The organism is Streptomyces sp. NPDC006174 (assembly GCF_040614075.1).
Taxonomy (GTDB): Bacteria; Actinomycetota; Actinomycetes; order Streptomycetales; family Streptomycetaceae; genus Streptomyces.
Genome location: NZ_JBEXTJ010000004.1, coordinates 13,435 through 31,917 on the forward strand (window position 1 = coordinate 13,435; position 18,483 = coordinate 31,917).

At 71.6% G+C, this 18,483-nt stretch carries 17 protein-coding genes; 8 read left to right on the plus strand and 9 right to left on the minus strand.

Going from position 1 to position 18,483, the window contains the following annotated elements:
* The first annotated feature begins 132 nt into the window (after positions 1-132).
* Together ABZ267_RS10055 and ABZ267_RS10060 are read left to right on the plus strand one after the other, a co-directional pair.
* On the plus strand, positions 133-1,032 hold the full coding sequence (locus ABZ267_RS10055; protein WP_356756877.1) for a phosphatase PAP2 family protein: 900 nt from the start codon (positions 133-135) through the stop codon (positions 1,030-1,032).
* Positions 1,029-2,006: a hypothetical protein gene (locus tag ABZ267_RS10060; RefSeq protein WP_356756878.1), complete on the plus strand. Its 978-nt coding sequence runs from the start codon at positions 1,029-1,031 to the stop codon at positions 2,004-2,006. Before ABZ267_RS10055 ends, ABZ267_RS10060 begins: the two co-directional genes overlap by 4 nt.
* A 57-nt stretch (positions 2,007-2,063) precedes the next feature.
* Here ABZ267_RS10060 and ABZ267_RS10065 read toward each other — a convergent pair whose 3' ends face one another.
* Both ABZ267_RS10065 and ABZ267_RS10070 read right to left on the minus strand, forming a co-directional pair.
* Positions 2,064-2,597, minus strand: coding sequence for a PadR family transcriptional regulator (locus tag ABZ267_RS10065; protein ID WP_356756880.1), 534 nt, complete (start codon positions 2,595-2,597; stop codon positions 2,064-2,066).
* A gap of 45 nt (positions 2,598-2,642) precedes the next feature.
* A complete protein-coding gene (locus tag ABZ267_RS10070; protein ID WP_356756882.1) occupies positions 2,643-4,658 on the minus strand; it encodes an NADPH-dependent 2,4-dienoyl-CoA reductase in 2,016 nt (671 codons plus the stop codon).
* Positions 4,659-4,861: 203 nt separating this feature from the next.
* Here ABZ267_RS10070 and ABZ267_RS10075 point away from each other — a divergent pair, with 203 nt between their 5' ends.
* Both ABZ267_RS10075 and ABZ267_RS10080 read left to right on the plus strand, forming a co-directional pair.
* Positions 4,862-5,392 (plus strand): DoxX family membrane protein, encoded by a 531-nt coding sequence (locus ABZ267_RS10075; RefSeq protein ID WP_356756884.1) that lies wholly within the window; start codon positions 4,862-4,864, stop codon positions 5,390-5,392.
* Entirely contained in the window at positions 5,389-5,841 is a 453-nt protein-coding gene (locus ABZ267_RS10080; protein WP_356756886.1) for a hypothetical protein, read from the plus strand. The genes ABZ267_RS10075 and ABZ267_RS10080 overlap by 4 nt, the downstream gene beginning before the upstream one ends.
* Here the strand turns inward: ABZ267_RS10080 and ABZ267_RS10085 are convergent.
* The 3 genes from ABZ267_RS10085 to ABZ267_RS10095 all read right to left on the minus strand — a co-directional run bounded on the left by ABZ267_RS10085 (position 5,805) and on the right by ABZ267_RS10095 (position 9,388).
* A complete protein-coding gene (locus tag ABZ267_RS10085) occupies positions 5,805-7,931 on the minus strand; it encodes an MMPL family transporter (RefSeq protein ID WP_356756888.1) in 2,127 nt (708 codons plus the stop codon). The two genes, ABZ267_RS10080 and ABZ267_RS10085, sit on opposite strands and share 37 nt — an antisense overlap.
* Before the next feature lie 264 nt (positions 7,932-8,195).
* Entirely contained in the window at positions 8,196-8,699 is a 504-nt protein-coding gene (locus ABZ267_RS10090; protein WP_356756890.1) for a MarR family winged helix-turn-helix transcriptional regulator, read from the minus strand.
* A gap of 107 nt (positions 8,700-8,806) precedes the next feature.
* Entirely contained in the window at positions 8,807-9,388 is a 582-nt protein-coding gene (locus ABZ267_RS10095; protein WP_356756892.1) for a fasciclin domain-containing protein, read from the minus strand.
* 518 nt (positions 9,389-9,906) lie between these two features.
* Between ABZ267_RS10095 and ABZ267_RS10100 the strand changes: the two genes are divergently transcribed.
* Positions 9,907-10,752 carry a DUF1206 domain-containing protein gene (locus ABZ267_RS10100; RefSeq protein ID WP_356756894.1) on the plus strand — a complete coding sequence of 282 codons (846 nt, stop codon included), beginning with the start codon at positions 9,907-9,909 and terminating at the stop codon, positions 10,750-10,752.
* Between the two features lie 113 nt (positions 10,753-10,865).
* On the opposite strand, the gene ABZ267_RS10105 is transcribed toward ABZ267_RS10100, so the two are convergent.
* Together ABZ267_RS10105 and ABZ267_RS10110 are read right to left on the minus strand one after the other, a co-directional pair.
* The gene (locus ABZ267_RS10105; protein WP_356899714.1) at positions 10,866-11,450 is read right to left on the minus strand and encodes a DUF4383 domain-containing protein; all 585 of its coding nucleotides are present in this window, start codon (positions 11,448-11,450) and stop codon (positions 10,866-10,868) included.
* A 60-nt stretch (positions 11,451-11,510) separates the two neighbouring features.
* On the minus strand, positions 11,511-12,173 hold the full coding sequence (locus ABZ267_RS10110) for a sigma-70 family RNA polymerase sigma factor (RefSeq protein ID WP_356753445.1): 663 nt from the start codon (positions 12,171-12,173) through the stop codon (positions 11,511-11,513).
* A 180-nt stretch (positions 12,174-12,353) separates the two neighbouring features.
* On the opposite strand from ABZ267_RS10110, the gene ABZ267_RS10115 reads away from it, so the two are divergent.
* Positions 12,354-13,337, plus strand: coding sequence for a MerR family transcriptional regulator (locus tag ABZ267_RS10115; RefSeq protein ID WP_356753447.1), 984 nt, complete (start codon positions 12,354-12,356; stop codon positions 13,335-13,337).
* On the opposite strand, the gene ABZ267_RS10120 is transcribed toward ABZ267_RS10115, so the two are convergent.
* Positions 13,324-14,316, minus strand: coding sequence for a helix-turn-helix domain-containing protein (locus tag ABZ267_RS10120; RefSeq protein WP_356753449.1), 993 nt, complete (start codon positions 14,314-14,316; stop codon positions 13,324-13,326). The two genes, ABZ267_RS10115 and ABZ267_RS10120, sit on opposite strands and share 14 nt — an antisense overlap.
* A gap of 138 nt (positions 14,317-14,454) precedes the next feature.
* On the opposite strand from ABZ267_RS10120, the gene ABZ267_RS10125 reads away from it, so the two are divergent.
* Positions 14,455-15,546: a saccharopine dehydrogenase NADP-binding domain-containing protein gene (locus tag ABZ267_RS10125; RefSeq protein ID WP_356753451.1), complete on the plus strand. Its 1,092-nt coding sequence runs from the start codon at positions 14,455-14,457 to the stop codon at positions 15,544-15,546.
* A gap of 120 nt (positions 15,547-15,666) precedes the next feature.
* On the opposite strand, the gene ABZ267_RS10130 is transcribed toward ABZ267_RS10125, so the two are convergent.
* Positions 15,667-16,872: a cysteine desulfurase-like protein gene (locus ABZ267_RS10130; RefSeq protein WP_356753453.1), complete on the minus strand. Its 1,206-nt coding sequence runs from the start codon at positions 16,870-16,872 to the stop codon at positions 15,667-15,669.
* A 643-nt stretch (positions 16,873-17,515) separates the two neighbouring features.
* On the opposite strand from ABZ267_RS10130, the gene ABZ267_RS10135 reads away from it, so the two are divergent.
* A complete protein-coding gene (locus ABZ267_RS10135; protein WP_356753455.1) occupies positions 17,516-18,472 on the plus strand; it encodes a sterol desaturase family protein in 957 nt (318 codons plus the stop codon).
* Positions 18,473-18,483 lie beyond the last annotated feature (11 nt).

The following is an 18,483-nucleotide window of genomic DNA, read 5'->3' on the forward strand; positions in this document are numbered from 1 at the left end:
AGGTTCTCGATACGCCAGTGTACCGATACGCGTGTGTACCGATACGCCAACGTATCGGTACACTGGCGTATCGATTCGGCACGGAGCGAACCGTGCCGTCCTGACACCGCTTCGCATCCAAGGGGGCACCGGGTGACGTACGCCCGCACCGAGCCCACGGACCAGGAGCCGGACATACGTGCCCGACCGCCCCTCGTCCGCGAGTTCCTTCTCGTGGCCGGACTCTTCCTGGCCTACAAATTCGGCCGCCAGGCGGCCAACGGCCATGTCGAGGAGGCGTTCCGCAACGCCGGGAACGTCTGGGATCTCGAACGTGCCTGGCACCTCCCGGGCGAGGGAGCTCTCCAAGGCATGCTGCTGCACAGCCAGACCCTGACCCACGCGGCGAACACCTATTACGCCACCGTGCACTTCCCCGCCACGGCTCTCTTCCTGGTCTGGCTCTACTGGCGCCGCCCGCTCCACTACCTCTGGTCACGGCGCATCCTCGCCGTCCTCACCGGCGGTGCCCTCGCGCTCCACCTGCTCTTCCCGCTCGCCCCGCCGCGGATGCTCCCGGCCGCCGGACTGGTCGACACCGGCCAGGTCTACGGGCCGACGGTGTACGGAGCGACGCCCGCGACCGACACGATGGCCAACCAGTTCGCCGCGATGCCCTCACTGCACGTCGGCTGGGCCGTGATGGTGGCCGTCGGCCTGATCGTCGCCACCCGCTCGCGGTGGCGCTGGCTCTGGCTGCTGCACCCGGCGATCACGCTGTTCGTCGTCGTGGGCACGGCCAACCACTACTGGCTCGACGCGATGGTGGTCGTGGCGCTGCTGGCGGTGGCGCTCGCCGCGCTCCGCCTGCCGCGCCCGGCCCGTGACGTACCGGCGCACCTGCCGTGGATGGCGGATGGTGGCGCGGTGCCCGGCGGGCGTGCGGACGTACCGGCGTACGCCGTCTCCGGTGCGGAGGCGGTCGTGGACGCGTACGTCGTCGGCGCCGCGCACCCCGCACGGACCCCTGCCGGAACCGGAGCCGGCCGATGAACGCCACGCTGATCGCCGTCGCGCTCTCCCTCGTCTCCGCCGGCGCCTACGCGGCCGCCGCCGTGGCCCAGTCCCGACTGGCCGGGCGTACCGAACCCTCCACCGGAGTGCTGCGGCTCCTCGGCCGGGGCGCCTGGTGGTCGGCGGTCGGCCTCAACGCCGGCGGTGCGCTCCTCCATGTCGCCGCGCTCAACTACGGCCCGCTCACCCTGGTCCAGCCGCTCGGCGCACTGACGCTCGTCGCCGCCGTACCGCTCGGCGCGCGCGCCGCCGGACGCCGGGTCGGGCGCGTCGAGTGGCGCGGCACGGTCCTGACCCTGCTCGGCCTCGGCGCGCTGCTCCTGACGGCCGGCGGCTCGGCCCCGCACGAGACCCTCACCCTGCCCGAGGCGCTCGGCGTCGGCGCGGCCACCATGGCGGTCGTCGCCGGACTCAGCCGGCCCGGCGCCCGCCCGGGGCTGCGGCACGCGGCGGCCTCCGGCATCACCTCCGGCGTCGCCTCCGCGCTGACCCAGACCCTCACGGTCGCCGTCACCGACCACTCCGGCGGGCCGCTGTTCAGCTGGCGGCTACTGACGGTGGCGCTGCTCGTCTCCGCCTTCGCGATGGGCGGCCTGCTGCTGTCCCAGACCGCCTACCGGGGCGGCCTCGGCGCACCGCTCGCCGTCGTCACGCTGGCCAACCCGGTGGCCGCCGCCGCGATCGGCCTGGCCCTCCTCGGCGAACGCCTCCAGGGCGGACCGGTGAGCCTGGTCCTGGCGCTGGTCGGCACGGCGGCCGCCGTACGCGGCGTGATCCTGCTCAGCCGGGCCCAGGCGCGCGGCGGTACGGACCCGGTCGCGGCGGCAGCGGCCCCTGGCCCCTTGAGTCCGGCGCCTTCCCGGGTCGTGATCGGCAGCCCTCGGCGCGCGGACGGAACGCCGTACGGCGCGGAACCCGTCGCCGTACAGGCGGGAGCGCGCCCCCACCCGTAACGGTCGGCCATCAGGACCCACCCGTAACGTCAGCCGCCGGAGCCCCACCCGTAACACTCAGCCGTCTCCCAGGTCACCGATCGCGCGGGTCAGCCAGCCGGTCCAGAACGTCTCCAGGTCGATGCCGCCCCGCAGCACCAGATGGCGCAGCCGGTCCGCGTCGGCCTCCGGCTCCGGGGTGAAGTCCCGTTCCTCGATCTCGCGGTACTCCGCCAACTGCCGCTCGTGCAGGGCCAGATGGCGGCGCAGCTCCGCTCCCATCCCGTTCATCCCGACGACCGCCGCCGCCCGCATCCGCAGGAGCAGCGGATCGCGGACCGGGCGCGGGTCCTCGGGGAGCGCCACCCAGGCCGCCAACTCCTCGCGGCCGGCGGGCAGCACCTCGTACTCCTTCTTCTGTCCCCGGGCCGGCGCCGCCGTGGGCAGCGCCCGGATCCGTCCCGCCTGCTCCAGCTTTCCCAGCTCGCGGTAGATCTGCTGGTGCGTGGAGGACCAGAAGTAGCCGATCGACCGGTCGAACCTGCGGGTCAGCTCCAGGCCCGAGGACGGCTTCTCCAGCAGAGCGGTGAGGATCGCGTGCGGCAGTGACATGACGTGCATCCTAAGGACGGGCGTTCACGGCGACGTGCGACGGTCCTACAGCGCCGCCGCCAGCTCCGTGCCCTGGCGGATCGCGCGCTTCGCGTCCAGCTCGGCCGCCACGTCCGCGCCGCCGATCAGGTGGACCGGGCCGCCCGCCGCGCGCAGCTCCTCGTACAGCTCGCGGCGCGGTTCCTGGCCCGCGCAGAGCACCACCGTGTCCACCGGCAGCACCCGCCGCTCGCCGTCGACGGTGAGGTGGAGGCCCTCGTCGTCGATGAGGTCGTAGGAGGCGCCGGCGATCATCTCGACGCCCCGGTGCCGCAGTTCGGTGCGGTGGATCCAGCCGGTCGTCTTGCCGAGGCCCGCGCCGACCTTGGTGGTCTTGCGCTGGACGAGGTGGACGGTACGGGGAGTCTTGGGGCGCTCGGGAGCGCACAGCCCGCCCCGGTCCGCGTAGGCCGTGTCCACGCCCCACTGCCGGAAGAACGTCTCCGCGTCCAGGCTCGCCGCGTCGCCGCCGTCGGTGAGGAACTCCGCCACGTCGAAGCCGATGCCGCCCGCGCCCACGATCGCGACCCGGTCACCGACCGGAGCACCGTCGCGCAGCACGTCCAGGTAGCTGACGACGTTCGGGTGGTCCGTGCCGGGGATCGCGGGCGTACGCGGCTCGACGCCGGTGGCGAGCACGATCTCGTCGAAGCCGTCCAGCGTCCCGGCGTCGGCCCGGGTGGAGAGGCGCACCTCGACGTCCAGCTCCGCCAGCCGCGTACGGAAGTAGCGCAGCGTCTCGTCGAACTCTTCCTTGCCCGGCACCCGGCGGGCCACGTTCAGCTGGCCGCCGATCTCGTCCGCCGAGTCGAACAGCGTCACCGCGTGGCCGCGTTCGGCCGCCGTGACCGAGCAGGCGAGACCCGCCGGACCGGCACCGACCACGGCGACGCGTTTACGGGTCCGCGTGGGCGAGAGCACCAGCTCGGTCTCGTGGCAGGCGCGCGGATTGACCAGGCAGGAGGTGATCTGGAGGCTGAAGATGTGGTCCAGGCACGCCTGGTTGCAGCCGATGCAGGTGTTGATCGCGTCCGCCCGGCCCGCCGCCGCCTTGGCGACGAACTCCGGGTCGGCCAGGAAGGGCCTGGCCATCGAGACCATGTCCGCCCGGCCCGAGGCGAGGACGTCCTCGGCGACCTCAGGCGTGTTGATGCGGTTGCTCGTCACCAGCGGTACGGAGACGGCTCCGCGCACCCGCTCGGTCACCCAGGTGAAGGCGGCGCGCGGCACGGAGGTGGCGATGGTCGGGATGCGCGCCTCGTGCCAGCCGATGCCGGTGTTGATGATCGTCGCGCCCGCCGCCTCGACCTCCTTGGCCAGCGCCACGACCTCCTCCAGCGTCGAGCCACCGGGCACCAGGTCCAGCATGGAGAGCCGGTAGATCAGGATGAAGTCGCTGCCGACCCGCTCACGGACCCGGCGCACGATCTCGACGGGGAACCGGATGCGGTTCTCGTACGAGCCGCCCCAGCGGTCGGTGCGGTGGTTGGTGGCGGAGACGATGAACTCGTTGATCAGGTAGCCCTCGGAGCCCATGATCTCGACGCCGTCGTAGCCCGCGCGCCGTGCCAGCTCGGCGGCCCGGACGAACTCCTCGATGGTCTCCTCGACCTCGGCGTCGGTCAGGGCGTTCGGCGTGAATCCGCTGATGGGGGCCTTAAGCGCGCTCGGTGCGACCAGGTCCGCGTGGTGCGCGTACCGGCCGAAGTGAAGGATCTGCATCGCGATCCGGCCACCCGCCGCGTGCACCGCCGAGGTGATCTCGCGGTGCTGCTCCGCCTCCGCCTCCGTCGTCATCTTGGCTCCGCCGGGAAAGGAGCACGCCCGCTCGCTGGGCGCGATGCCGCCGGTGACGATGAGGCCGACGCCGCCCCGCGCACGCTCGGCGTAGAAGGCCGCCATCCGCTCGAAGCCGCGCTCGGCCTCCTCCAGGCCGATGTGCATCGAGCCCATGAGGACGCGGTTGGGGAGAGTCGTGAACCCGAGGTCCAGCGGGCTCAGCAAGGTCGGGTACAGGCTCATCCGGGTCTCCTCCGCACAGGGTCGTCGCGTCAGTTGTAGACCACCGCGAGCCGCTTATGCAACAAGTTGCACAATGATCTGCGTCGCATGCCCGCCCTTGCGGCGCCCGGCCCGTGCCACGTACGGCGTACTCGGCCGGGCCCGCACTGCACCGGCCGACCAGAGTGGGATCCACAGCGAAACCCCTCACCCCGGGAGTCCCCATGGTCAGCGTCAACCGGCGTGATCTCGGCCTGCTCGCCCTGCGCGTCGGCACCGGCGCGGTGCTCGCGGCCCACGGCAGCCAGAAGCTGGCGGGCTGGTTCGGCGGCGGAGGCATCCAGGGCACCACGGCCGCGATGGAGGCGATGGGCTTCCATCCGCCCAAGCACAGCGCCGTGGCCGCCGGACTCGGTGAGGCGGGCGGCGGTGTACTGCTGGCCCTCGGTCTTGCCACGCCCGCCGCCGGTGCCGCGGCCGCCGGAGCGATGGCCGGCGCGGTGGCCGTGCATGCCCCGGCGGGCTTCTTCGCGCAGGGCGGCGGCTACGAGTACCCGGCGTTCCTCGGCTTCACCGCCGCCGCCATCGGGCTGGCCGGCCCCGGCCGCTACTCCGTGGACCACGTCACCTGCCACTTCTTCGACCGGCCCTGGATGGTCGCTCTCGCCTTCGCCGGCAGTGCGGCGGCGGCCGCCGTGGTGGTCGGCAAGCGCGCCAAGGGCCAGGCCGCCGAGGAGCGGGAGGCGGGCCGGTGAGCGAGGACCCGCGCCTGTACGACGGCACCTCCGGCCCTCCTCCGGTGCCCGACCCGGAGAGCGCCTGGGTCACCGGAGGAGTGCTGTTCGCCGGAGTGCTGATGCTGTGCCAGGGCGTGGTGGCGGCCCTGCAAGGCATCGCGGCCCTGGCCGACGGCGACGTGTACGGCACCGTCGGCGAGTACCTCTACCGGTTCAGCCTCACCAGCTGGGGCTGGATCCACCTGGCGCTTGGCGTCTGCGCGGTGATCACCGGCGCCGGGCTGCTCAAAGGCGCCGGCTGGGCCCGGGTGACCGGCATCGTCCTCGCCTCCCTCGCGCTGTTCGCGCAGTTCCTCTTCCTGCCGTACGCACCGGTCTGGTCGGTGCTCATGATCGGGCTGGACATCTTCGTGATCTGGGCCCTGTCCGCTTACCGGCCCTCGGCCGCCGGCGTCGTTCCGCGCTGACCGCCGTCCGTTCCCTCGCGGCTCAGCGCACCCGGCCACCACGCCTTCGGCCCGATGTCCCGCACCAGCGCCGGGACGAGGAGCGAGCGGACGACCAGGGTGTCGAGCAGGACACCGAAGGCGACGATGAAGGCGATCTGTACGAGGAACGCCAGCGGGATGACGCCCAGCGCCGCGAAAGTGGCCGCCAGGACCACACCCGCCGAGGTGATGACCCCGCCGGTCGTGGTCAGCCCGCGCAGGATGCCTTCCCGGGTGCCGTGACGTAGCGACTCCTCGCGGACCCGGGACATGAGGAAGATGTTGTAGTCGACACCGAGTGCCACCAGGAACACGAACCCGTACAGCGGCACCGAGGAATCCGTACCGCTGAAGCCGAACACATGGGTGAACACCAGCGAGGAAATGCCCAGCGTGGCCAGGAAGTTCAGCGCGACCGTGGTCACCAGCAGCACCGGCATCAGCAGCGACCGGAGCAGGAAGACCAGGATCACCAGGATGATCGCCAGCACCACCGGAACGATCAGCATGCGGTCGTCCTCGGCCGTGCGCTGGGTGTCGTACTGCTGGGCCGTGTAGCCGCCGACCAGAGCGTCCGAGTCCGGCACCGCGTGCACTGCCTCGCGCAGCGCGGCCACCGTCTCCTTGGCGTCGTCGCTGTCGGCCGCGTCCTCCAGGGTCGCGTCGATCCGGACCTTGCCGTCCACGATCAGCGGCTGACCGCCGGGCCGGCCGCCTTCGCTCACCGGTGCGACCGAGGCCACCCCGTCGGTACGGGTCGCGGCCTCGCTCACCTCCTTGAGCTTGTCCGCCGCCGCGATGATCACCGCAGGGTTGCCGGAGCCGCCGGGGAAGTGCTCGCCGAGCGTCTGCTGGGCGGCCACGGACGGGGTGTCGTTGACGAAGATCTCGTCGAGCGGTACGCCCTTGGAGGTGAGAGTCGGCGCGAAGGCGGCACAGGCGATCAGCGCGGCGAGAGTGATCGCCCAGACCTTGCGCGGAGCCCGGTCGACCAAGGCGGCGACCTTGCTCCAGACGCCGTGGCCGCCGGTCCCGTCCTGGACGGCCTTGGGCTTCGCCGGCCAGTACGCCTTGCGGCCGAGCAGTACCAGAGCGGCAGGCAGGAAGGTGAGCGCGCTGAGGACCGAGCAGACGATGCCGATCGCGCCGACCGGACCGAGCGCCCGGTTGTTGGTGAGGTCGCTGAGCAGCAGCGCGAGCAGGCCCGCGGCCACGGTCGCGGCGCTGGCCGTGATCGGGCCGAAGGACTCGCGCAGCGCCACCCGCATCGCGGCGAACCGGTCGCCGTGGACGCCGAGCTCCTCGCGGAACCGGGCGGTGAGCAGCAGCGCGTAGTCCGTCGCGGCACCGATCACCAGGATCGACAGGATGCCCTGCACCTGGCCGTCCACCCGCACGATGTCGTGGTCGGCGAGCACGTAGACGATCGCGCAGGCCAGCCCCAGCGCGAACACCGCACCGAGGATGATGAGGAACGGCAGCAGCACACTGCGGTACACGAGCAGCAGGATCACCAGAACGGTGATCAGCGCCACCGCGAGGAGCAGTCCGTCGATGCCCGCGAAGGCGTCGGACAGATCGGCTTGGCTCGCGGCCGGACCCGCCAACTGCACGTTCGCGTCCGGGACTTCCGCACCGGCCTTCTCGACCTCCTCCAGCACCGTCGGCAGCTCCTCCCCGAGGTCGGGGCTCAGCTGCACGATGCCCTGGAGCGCGAGACCGTCCTTCGACGGCAGCGCGGGAGAGGCCTTCCCGACGACACCTTCGGTGTCCGTGAGCGAGGCGAGAGCGCCGGTGGCGGCTTCCCGCTGGGCCTCGCTGACCGGCTCACCCTCGTCCTTCGAGGTCCATACGAGGATGACGGGAAGGGTCTCGTTCTGCTGGAACGCCTTCTGGGCGTCGACGACTTGAGTGGATTCGGCGTTCTGGGGCAGGAAGGACGCCTGGTCGTTGGTGGCGACCTCGCCGAGCTTGCCCGCGTACGGACCGAGTCCGCCGCCGATACCGAGCCAGGCGATCAGCAGGACGACAGGGATCAGCCAGCGGGCCGACCGTGCAGGGGTGAACATGCCTCTCCCGGGGTGCGAGGAGTATCTCAATGACGAACAATCTCAATGATTGAAATACATTAGCGGAGAGCTCGCGTCGGGAGTCGCCCGGGCCCCTTCGCGGCTTCGAGAGGCTTCGCGTCGCGGGACGCCGGGCGGGGAGCGTACGGGGTGTGCGAGGGTGCGTACGAGGGTGTACGGGGAGTGCTTCGGCGGGTCATGCCCTCATGGATGCACCCGGCGGCGGAAAAAGTCGGCGACGCGCCGGAACGGACCTCAGCGCGCCTACGGAGCCTCGGACAGCTCCTCGTTCATGGCGGCGAGGAAGCGCAGGACGGTCGTGAGCTCCGCCTCGCTGAAACGTGCCCTCGCCCGGTCCGTGGCCTCGGCGAGCGGCATGAAGTAGTCACGCGCGGCCAGCCGGGCGCTCGCCTCGTAGTAGACGTGCACCACCCGGCGGTCGGCGCTCTCGCGGGCGCGCCGGATGTGGCCGGCCCGTTCCAGGCGGTCGAGGCAGGCGGTCACCGCGCCCGAGGTGAGCCCCAGGTGCTCGCGCAGCGCGCCAGGTGTGAGAGGCGCGGGCGCGTCGAGGATGGCCGCGAGTGCGGACACGTCCGTGGGGTGCAGCTGCTGGTGCGCGGCGAAACCGTGGGTCATCCGGTTGATCTCGCCGTTCATCCGGCGGAGCTCGACCGCGAACGCCTGAAGGCCGGCAGCGGCTCCGGGTTCCGGGGCCGCCCCGGGCTCCGAGGCGCCGCCCCGGCTCTGTCGGCTGTCAGCGCTGGTCACGTACTCAGCGTATAGAACGGCTGCCCATCGCCGGTGCCCGGACCGTCACTCGGTCCGGGCACCGGCCATGACGCGTGGCTGCCGTCAGGACGGCCGCCGGGTCACTGTCACGAGGTCGGCATGAGCACCGTGTCGACCAGGTTGACCGTGGCGTTGGCCGTCGGCACATTGCCACAGACGATCTTCGAGGAGTCGTTCACCGTGAAGTTCGAACCGGACCCCTTCACGGTGAGATCGGTGCCCTGCAGGGTCTTGTAGGTGCCGTCCTCGAGTTGCTTCGTGGTCAGCTTCTCGCCCACCACGTGGTACGTCAGCACCTTGGTCAGCTCCTCCTTGTCGTTGAGGAGCGCGTTGAGATCCGCCTGCGGGATCTTCTCGAAGGCGGCGTTCGTCGGCGCGAACACCGTGATGTTCTCGGCGTTGTTGAGCGTGTCCACCAGGCCGGCCTTCTGCACGGCGCTGACCAGGGTGGAGAGTTCGGGGTTGTTGGAGGCGGCGGTGGCGACCGGGTCCTTCGCCATGCCCTCCAGGCTGCCCGCGCCCTCCTTGGGGACGGAGGCGCAGGCCGGACCGAACGGTTCCGCCGGAGTCGTTGCCTGCGCCTGCGGCGCGAAGAACGCCATGGAGGCGGGAAGGGCGAGAGCCGCGGCGGCCGCGGCGGTGCGCTGCCAGCGAGTGATGGTGGTCATGATGTCTCCTCCGGCGGGTGGGGGTGATATGCACGCCGTACGGCCGAGATGGGCCATGAAATCCAGTAGCACACAGAAAAAGGTCCGGGTCAAATGCGGGGTCCTCGGGAAAAGAATTCTTACGCTGATTTCCATCGGGCGGTGAAGGTGTCCGGAAGTGGGCCGCCTGGCGCCCGAAGACCCGGTCCGACGTGCGGATACTCCTCGGCTTCGACGCAGAAACGACGCGGGGGGCGAGTCGGGTTGGTGTGCCGCATCGTGGAGACAGGGTCGGCCCGCACGGTGAAATGCCTGCCGCCCGATAAACCTGTGGGACATACGTCCTGCGCCTTTACGGAGAATGCGTACGGACTCATTTCGCTGGCCGCCCTTGTATTCCGGTAGTCATTCCGGAGGGCGCAGGCGCGAGCTCGCCGCTGCGCTGTGGAGGACGCGGGAGTGAGACCACCGCCGTCCCCCCCAGGCCCGTCCTCACCCCGGCAGGAGTTGATCCGCCAGGCCGGGGCAACCGGCATGACATGAATACCGGTTCAGTAGCAGCACAGGGGCGCGGCCAGGCCGAGCGAGCCGCCAACAGCACCGCGATGAAGGCCGGAGCCCGTGCCGGGTTCGGGGCCCGTGGGGTGATCTACATCCTCGTAGGCGCCCTCGCCCTGCAGATCGCGTTCTCCGGTGGCGGAGGCGGCAAGCAGGCGGACCGGGGCGGCGCGATCGCCGAGATAGCCGAGAAGCCCTTCGGCAAGGTCCTGCTGTGGCTGCTGGGCATAGGCTTGGTGGGTATGGCCCTCTGGCGGCTGTCCGAGGCCCTCTTCGGACAGGTAGGACCCGACGGCGGCAAGCCGTCCAAGCGAGCCATGGCCGCGGGCCGCTTCGTCTTCTACAGCTTCGTCGCCTTCTCGGTCCTGTCCTTCGCCGCGGGCGACTCCGGCAGTGGTGGCGGCTCGTCCGACCAGCAGTCGCAGGACGTCACCGCCAAGGCGCTGGGCTGGCCCGGGGGCCAGTGGATCGTCGCCATCGGAGGCGCGGCGGTCGCGGGTGCCGGTATCTGGATCGCGGTCCGCGCCATCATGCGGAAGTACCACAAGCACCTGAAGATGTCGGAGATGTCGCAGCGGGTGCGCCGCGCGGTCGACTTCGTCGGCGTCTTCGGCGGCACGGCGCGTGGTGCCGTCTTCGCCACCGCCGGTGGCTTCGCCATCGCCGCCGCGGTCAAGCACAACCCGGATCAGTCCAAGGGGATGGACGACACCCTGCGCTCCTTCACCGACACACCCGTCGGCCCGTGGCTCCTGGTGGTCATCGCGCTCGGCCTGGTCGCCTTCGGCCTCTTCTCCTGGGCCAACGCCCGCTACCGCAAGGTCTGAGCGACGACGACACGCAAGGCCTGAACGTCGCGACACGCCGGCCTGACGGCGGAACGCCGACGGGTCGGTACCGAGCCCCAACGGCTCCGTACCGACCCGTCGGCGTTCCGCCGTCAGGCCCCGGGCAGCCGGGGCCCGGTCTCCCGGGTGACCGCACGCGCACCCGCGCCGCCGGCCGGCCGCGGCGGCCCGCCGGCCGCCGCGCCCCGGTGGCGCGCCGCGTCCTCGCGTGAGGCCTCCTCCGGGTGGCGGCTGCGCCAGTACGGGTTGTCGTGCGGCAGCCCGCCGGTGACCCGCCCGTACATGCCGAACGTCAGGATCAGCAGCCCCATCACGAAGCTGAAGATCACGTTGGACATACCGAAGTCCAGAATGTTCGCACCCTTGTCCAGGATGAAGATGTGGACGAACCCGCTGAGCAGGAAGAGCGTGCCGACCGTCATGTTCACCATCGACGCGACGTTTCCGCCGATCACCGCTCCGGCCACCAGGACCAGTCCGACGACGACCGAGATCAGGCTCAGGAGGCCGTTCGTCGACAGCCCCGCCACCTGAGCGCCGCTGGTGTCGAAGAAGGCCAGCTGGTTGGTGAAGCCGAGGATGCCGAAGGCCAGCAGGGTGGCCCCGCACAGTCCCGCTCCGATCCGGTACACGGCCGCGAGCCGGTGGTCCACGGGGAGTTCGTCGCTCAGTTTCATGGCCGTCTCCTGTCAATGGCTGATCCGAGACCCCCCTCTTCTTCTGCTGTGCCCCGCACGTCACTCCCTCGCGGTGGAGCCCTCCGCAGGGGAGCCCTCCGCGACGGAGCGCCGGATGCGCAATATCGCGCGCCGGGCGTGACTCTTCACTGTGCCGAGCGGCAGGCCGGTCCGCTCGGCGATCTGGACGTGGGTGAGGTCGTCGAAGAACGCCAGACGGAGGATGTGCCGCTGTACCGGCGGCAGCTTGCGCAGCTCCTGGGTCACCAGCACGCGGTCCAGCGCCGCCTCCGGCCGTTCGGCCGTTCCGGGCGCGTCGGCCTCCTCGCGCGCCGCGTGGGCGGCGGCCAGCTCCGCACGCCGGGAACGGGCCGCGTGGGCGTCGGCGATCTTGCGGCGGGCGATGCCGACCAGCCAGCCCGGCAGCGGTCCGCGCACCGCGTGGTAGCCGTGACGGCCCCGCCAGGCGGCGAGGAACGTCTGCTGCGCCACGTCCTCGGCCTCCCGCGCGTCCCCCAGGGACCGGGCCGCCAGCGTGTACACGAGCGCGCCCCACCGCCGGTACACCAACGTGAAGCTGTCCTCGTCGCCGCGTACGAACCCGGCGGCGAGCCGCTCCGACTCGGCCCGGTCCTCAGCCCGGTCCGGGGCTCGGCCCAAGGCCGGAGCAGGCAGCGTGGCCGCCATGTCCACCGTGCCTGCCGGGCTCAGGAACGCCGTCATGTCGGTCCGTCCTCTCCGTTCCGTCACGGCCCCGTTCGCCGGCACCGGCGGGTCGTCCCTGCGCTGTCCCGCTCCGGACGAACGCCGTCCGGGCATGCCCGTCGCCCCGCTGGTCGCCAGGCAACCGTGCGGCGCCCTCCCGGGCAACATGCATCGTTTCTGCGTCGTATGGTGGACGGTATGGACGATGCGGTCTCCGTGCTCACCAAAGGGGTTACCACCGGTGGCCTGACCACCGGGGCGGTGGCCCGGCTGCTGGGAGTGGCGCCGACGACCCTGCGCTCCTGGGACCGCCGCTACGGGATCGGCCCGGCCTCCCGCGAGGGCGGCCGGCACCGCCGCTGGACGTCGGCCGACATTGGGCTGTTGGAGTGCATGTGCGGACTGACGAGCGCCGGCATGCCCCCGGCCGAGGCCGCCCGCGCGGCCCTGGCGGCCGCCTCCCCGGAGGATGCCGCTCGGCCGGACGAACAGGAGGACCGCGCCGAGAGTCCGGCCTCCCACGCCCCCGGCGCACTCCCGCTCGGCCGGGCCCGCCAGGAGTGCCGCGGGCTGGCCAGGGCGGCGGTCCGGCTGGACGCGCGGGCCATGGACGACCTGCTGGCCGCCGCGATCGAGCGGTACGGACTGCTCGCCGCCTGGGAGTCGGTCATCATGCCGACGCTGCACGCCGTCGGCCGTAAGTGGGAGACCGCGGGGGAGCGGTACATCGAGGTCGAGCACCTGCTGTCCTGGCACGTCTCCTGCGCGCTGCGCCGGGTCGCCGCGCAGCGCGCGCCGATGGCCGGTTCCGGGGTCTCGCTCCTGGCCTGCACACCGGGCGAGAGCCATACGCTGGCACTGGAGGCACTCGCCGCCGGACTGGCCCAACAGGGCCTGCCCGTCAGGATGTTCGGCGCGGCGCTGCCGGTATTGGCGATGGAGGAGGCGGTACGTCGCACCGGCCCCGCCGCCGTGGTGCTCTGGGCCCAGTCCCGGTCCACCGCGAGCCGGGCACTGGCGGCACGGGTGGAGTCCATCGAGTGGGGCGTACGGGGCGCTCGGCGCCGGCCGGCCGTCCTGGTCGCCGGACCGGGCTGGGCCGGGCAGTTGCCACCGGGAGTCCGCCATCCGTCCGGCCTGGCCGAGGCGTTGGAGGCGCTCGCGGTGATCAGCCGCCGATGAGCCCTCTTACGGCTCCGAGTCGGGCCTCCGGCCCGGTGCGGGACCGGGCGCGGAAGGTGCGGCGGTAGGCGTCCGGCGGGACACCGACCGTCCGGTGGAAATGGCGGCGCAAGGTGGTGGCGGTGCCCATGCCCGTGGCCGCCGCGATGGCGTCGACGGTGTCGTCGGTGGTCTCCAGCAACTCCTGTGCGCGGCGGATCCGTTGGACGAGCAGCCACTGCAACGGGGTCGTGCCGGTGGCCGACTTGAAGTGACGGCCCAGGTGCCGTGAACTCATCCGCGCCTGCCGCGCCAGGTCCTCCACGGTGAGCGGCCGCTCCAGCCGGCGCATCGCCCACGGGAAGAGATCGGCGAGTGGATGGCCGCCCGGCGCGGGCACCGGGGTCGTGACGAACTGTGCCTGTCCGCCGTCCCGGTGAGGCGGCACGACCAGGCGGCGGGCGAGGGTGTTGGCGACCGCCGAGCCGTGGTCGAGCCGGACGAGGTGGAGGCACAGGTCCATCGCGGCGGCCTTGCCCGCGGAGGTGAGAACGCTGCCGTCGTCCACGTAGAGGACATCCGGGTCGACCATCACCCGAGGGTGGCGCTCGGCCAGCACCCGGGTGTGCGCCCAGTGCGTGGTCGCCCGCCTGCCGTCCAGCAGACCGGCCGCGGCCAGCACGAAGGCGCCCGAACAGAGGGAGGCCACCCGGGCTCCCGCCTCATGGGCCGCGCGGACGGCGTCGACCAGGTCGGCCGGCGGGGCCTGATCGATGTCGGCCCAGCCGGGGACGATCACGGTGTGGGCGCCCACGAGCCCCTCAAGCCCCAGGTCGGGCTCCAGCCGGAACCGCCCGGCCCGTACGGCGTCCGGCCCGCAGAGCGAGAGCCGGTACCAGGAGTCCGCCCCCTCGGGTGCGTGGGAGCCGAAGACCTCGCAGGCCAGGGCCAGTTCGAAGTGCAGCATGCCGTCGGTGACGGCGAGCGCGACAGCGGTCATGTCCGAAAGTGTACGGGCCATGGCGTTCCGGACCGTCGCGGTGGACGACCGCCTCCGGCCAGGATGTCCGTGGCGGGAAGCCGGGGTGGCAGAGCCTCGGCTGTGGATCATCCACGGACGACGGCAAGGGGACAACTCATGGGTTCGGACCGGATGGTGGCGGTCTTCGGCGCCTACGGACACACCGGGCGGTTCGTGGTGGCGGAGTTGAGGGCGCGCGGATTCCGCCCGGTTCTCGTCGGCCGCGACCCCGACAAGCTGAAGGCACTGGCGTACGGCTCGGAGATGCACGGGGCCGGAGCGTACGGAACCGGCGACCGCGCAGCCGGAGCGTACGGAACCGCGCCGGACATCCGTACGGCATCGGCCCACGACCCCGCCTCGGTCGACCGGGCCCTCACCGGCGCGGCGGCCGTCATCAACTGCGCCGGCCCCTTCGCCACGACGGCGGCCCCCGTGATCGAGGCGGCCCTGCGCGCGGGCATCCCCTATCTGGACGTGGCGGCCGAGATCGAGGCCAACCTCGACACCTTCGCGCACTACGCCGAACGGGCCCGGGAAGCAGAGGCGTTGATCGTCCCGGCGATGGCCTTCTTCGGCGGCTTCGGGGACCTGCTGGCCACCGCGGCGATGGGTGACTGGACAGCGGCCGACGAGGTACACATCGCGTACGGGCTCAGCAGCTGGCACCCCACCGCCGGGACCCGTACGGCGGGCGCGGTCTCCCGGGAGCGGCGGGGCGCCGGCCGGCGCATCCGCTACACCGAAGGGCGGCTGGAACACCGCGACGACGCCCCGCCCACCATGGAGTGGCCCTTCCCCGAACCGCTGGGCCCGCGCGCGGTGATCGGGGAGTTCACGATGGCCGACGTCGTGACCGTACCGAGCCATCTGACCGTCCCCGAGGTCCGCACCTACATGACGGCCGATGCGGCCCGCGACCTCGCCTCCCCGGACACGCCGGCACCGGCGGCGGCCGACGAGCGAGGGCGCTCCGACCAGACGTTCCTCGTCGACGTGACTGTCCGCTCGGGCGGAGCCGAACGGCGGGCCGTCGCCCGGGGCCAGGACATCTACGCCGTCACCGCGCCTCTGGTGGTGGAAGCGGCCGAACGCGTCCTGACGGGACGCACCCGCGCGGTCGGCGTCGCCTCGGCCGGCAGGATGTTCGACGCGCCCGACTTCCTCCGGGCGCTGTCCCCGCACATCACCGTGGAACTGTTCACGTAGCCGGGCGGCGGGCGAACAGCGGACCGGACGTTCCTCCCCACCCTCCCCGCAGAAGAAGTACGTGCCCCGGCACCGCCCCCGCCGCCTCCCACCTCACCGAGCGGACTCCGCACCCGCTCCTCAGCCCAGGAACTCCGCCAGCCCCGCCAGCAGCCGCTCCACGTCGTCCGTGTCGTTGTACGGAGACAGCCCCACCCGCAGACCACCGTCGTCGCCGAGGCCCAGATGGCGGGAGGCTTCCAGGGCGTAGAAGGAACCGGCCGGGGCGTGCACGCCGGAGCGGGCGAGGAAGCGGTACGCGTCCGAGGCGTCCCGGCCCTCGAAGGTGAGCAGCAGCGTGGGCGTCCGCTCGGCCGCCCGCGAATGCACCGTCACTCCGCCCAGCTCGCCCAGCGCCTTCTCGGCCACCTCCCGCAGCGCGCTCTCGTGGGCGCCGACCGCCGCGAAGGCCGAGCGCAGCCGTTCCCGCCGTCCGCCTGCCGTACCGCCGGTGCCCAGGTCCGCGATGAAGTCGACGGCGGCGCGGGTGGCCGCCAAGGACTCGTACGGCAAGGTGCCGAGCTCGAAGCGCTCGGGGACGGCGTCGCTGGACGGCATCAGCTTGTCGGGACGGAGGGTTTCCAGCAGCTTCGGGCGGGCGGCGAGCACGCCGTGGTGAGGGCCGAAGAACTTGTACGGCGAGCAGACGAAGAAGTCCGCGCCGAGCCGCTCCACATCGACGAATTCGTGCGCCGTCAGGTGCACGCCGTCGACGTGGAACAGCGCACCGGCCCGGTGGACCAGTTCGGCGATGGCGGGCAGGTCCGGCCGGGTGCCGATCAGGTTGGATGCCCCGGTCACCGCGACCAGCCGGGTCCGCTCGGTCAGCAGCGCGCCGATCGCCTCGGCGGGCAGCTCGCCGGTGGCCGGGTCGAACTCCGCCCACCGCACCACCGCACCCACCCGCTCGGCCGCCCGCACCCACGGCCGGATGTTGGCGTCGTGGTCCAGCCGACTCACCACCACCTCGTCTCCCGGCGCCCAACTCCCGGACAGTACACGGGAGATGTCGTACGTGAGCTGGGTCGCGCTGCGTCCGTGGACGATCCCGCCCGGGTCCGCGCCCAGCAGATCCGCCAGCGCCTGCCGGAAGTCGCCGACGATCGTCTCCGCGTGGATCTCGCCGGGCAGATTGGCGCCCCGGATCGACAGCGGCCTGCTCAGCGCCTCGGTGAAGGCCGCGATGACGGGCGCCGGGGTCTGTGTGCCGCCGGGTCCGTCGAAGTGTGCCGTACCGGCCCGGAGTGCGGGAAACTGCGCGCGCACCGCGCTGACGTCGTAACTCAAGGAGACTCCCTCGCTTGTGGGCGCCCAGGCCGGGTCACGGTCGTGGCGCGCCGACAGTCCTTCGCCGCGGCTCCGCCGTGGGGCGGGTGCGCGGTCCGCCGCCGATCATCGCAGGGCGCCCGCACCCGTGGAAGCGCGCCTCGCGCCGACCGGTACGCGGGCGCACCGCCGGAGGCCGGGAGCGCGCCACCGCGTACGTACGCACATCGCAGCGCATTCGCGTGCGCCCGTCACACGGCACAGGGATGATCCTATGAGGGAATTCCTCGTACAAATTGACTCACCCAGAAATTGCTCGGACGCCGTGAAAGGATCCGGCATTCCTCTGTGCCGAAATCGCCTTCACGGATGGCGTTCGACGAACGCTCGCGAAGGGCTCGGCAATTCGGTGACGAGGTGGTGGTTAAAGCCGTGGGAATCGGAAATGAATGATCTGGGCCGATGGAGCTGGGGGGCATCGGTTCACGCCACGGCCCGTTTCGGTGGAGCCGGGTGTCCGGAATCGATCGGTACATTACGGCTGCTCGCGCCGCGAGGTGACCACCAACCCCTCGGGCGACCTCTCGGGCAACGTCTTAGGCGCCTTTGAACTGCGCCGACGCGATGTTCTCTCCTAGATCCCATCTCCCGTGGAGGGTCACGGATGGACGAGTGCGAACGGTCCGCCGATGGCGAGATCGATTCGATTGACTATGGAGTCGGCCTTACGGTCGGCCATTCGGGCAGTGGGACGAGCGCGGCCGGAATCTCGCCGGCGTCTGTGCTCCGGGTGACCGCCTATCCGCTCCTCTTGCTGGCTGTCGTCCTTGTCGGTGCGTCCGCACTGGTTCTGCGCTGGGATCCGGCCATCGTGAGTCCGCTTTTCCTGGTCGGGACCCTGACGTATCTGGCCATTCTCGAACAGCTGATTCCCTATGACCGCACCTGGCACCCGGGAAAGGACGAGTGGCGCTGGTACGGCATCTACTTTCTGCTCACCATGGCCGGAAGCGCACTGGCGCAACTTCTGGTCACGTCCGCGGTGGGGTGGATCTCGGCCGAGGAGCGGAGCCACCACCTCTGGGCCGAGATCCCCGGCGCCCTGCTGGCCGGATCGCTCGTCAGCTACCTGGTTCACCGGCTGGGCCATACCAGCGCCATCCTCTGGCGCCTGCACGGAGTGCACCACGTGCCGCAGAAGGTCAACGTCGCCAACAACGGCGTCAACCACGTGCTGGACATCGTGCTCGCCCAGAGCCTCGTCCAGCTGACCCTGGCCCTGGCCGGATTCTCCCGCTCGGCCGTGCTGGTGACCGGGCTTTTCGTCGTCGCCCAGGGCTACTTCGTCCACGCCAACATCGATGTCCGCATCGGCAGGTTCAACCATCTGCTGGCCAGTCCCGAACAGCACCGCCTGCACCACAGCACCGACCTGTCCGAAGCCGGCCACTACGGCTCCGACCTCTCGTGCTGGGACCACCTCTTCGGCAGCTTCACCTGGCGACCCGGCCGCGAACCCGCCGCCGTCGGCCTCCACGACCCGGCCTCCTTCCCCGCCACCGGAGAGATCCTCGCCGGCCTGCTGCACCCCTGGCGGCGACGGCCGAAACCAGGCCCCTAGGGCGTCTCCGG

Excerpts from the sequence above, each read along its gene's own strand:
- ABZ267_RS10105 (WP_356899714.1), bottom strand. The coding sequence starts at position 11,450 with ATGAAACTGAGCGACGAACTCCCCGTGGACCACCGGCTCGCGGCCGTG.
- ABZ267_RS10125 (WP_356753451.1), top strand. The coding sequence starts at position 14,455 with ATGGGTTCGGACCGGATGGTGGCGGTCTTCGGCGCCTACGGACACACC.
- ABZ267_RS10115 (WP_356753447.1), top strand. The coding sequence starts at position 12,354 with ATGGACGATGCGGTCTCCGTGCTCACCAAAGGGGTTACCACCGGTGGC.
- ABZ267_RS10065 (WP_356756880.1), bottom strand. The coding sequence starts at position 2,597 with ATGTCACTGCCGCACGCGATCCTCACCGCTCTGCTGGAGAAGCCGTCC.
- ABZ267_RS10135 (WP_356753455.1), top strand. The coding sequence starts at position 17,516 with ATGGACGAGTGCGAACGGTCCGCCGATGGCGAGATCGATTCGATTGAC.
- ABZ267_RS10095 (WP_356756892.1), bottom strand. The coding sequence starts at position 9,388 with ATGACCACCATCACTCGCTGGCAGCGCACCGCCGCGGCCGCCGCGGCT.
- ABZ267_RS10120 (WP_356753449.1), bottom strand. The coding sequence starts at position 14,316 with ATGACCGCTGTCGCGCTCGCCGTCACCGACGGCATGCTGCACTTCGAA.
- ABZ267_RS10075 (WP_356756884.1), top strand. The coding sequence starts at position 4,862 with ATGGTCAGCGTCAACCGGCGTGATCTCGGCCTGCTCGCCCTGCGCGTC.
- ABZ267_RS10100 (WP_356756894.1), top strand. The coding sequence starts at position 9,907 with ATGAATACCGGTTCAGTAGCAGCACAGGGGCGCGGCCAGGCCGAGCGA.
- ABZ267_RS10110 (WP_356753445.1), bottom strand. The coding sequence starts at position 12,173 with ATGACGGCGTTCCTGAGCCCGGCAGGCACGGTGGACATGGCGGCCACG.
- ABZ267_RS10060 (WP_356756878.1), top strand. The coding sequence starts at position 1,029 with ATGAACGCCACGCTGATCGCCGTCGCGCTCTCCCTCGTCTCCGCCGGC.
- ABZ267_RS10070 (WP_356756882.1), bottom strand. The coding sequence starts at position 4,658 with ATGAGCCTGTACCCGACCTTGCTGAGCCCGCTGGACCTCGGGTTCACG.
- ABZ267_RS10085 (WP_356756888.1), bottom strand. The coding sequence starts at position 7,931 with ATGTTCACCCCTGCACGGTCGGCCCGCTGGCTGATCCCTGTCGTCCTG.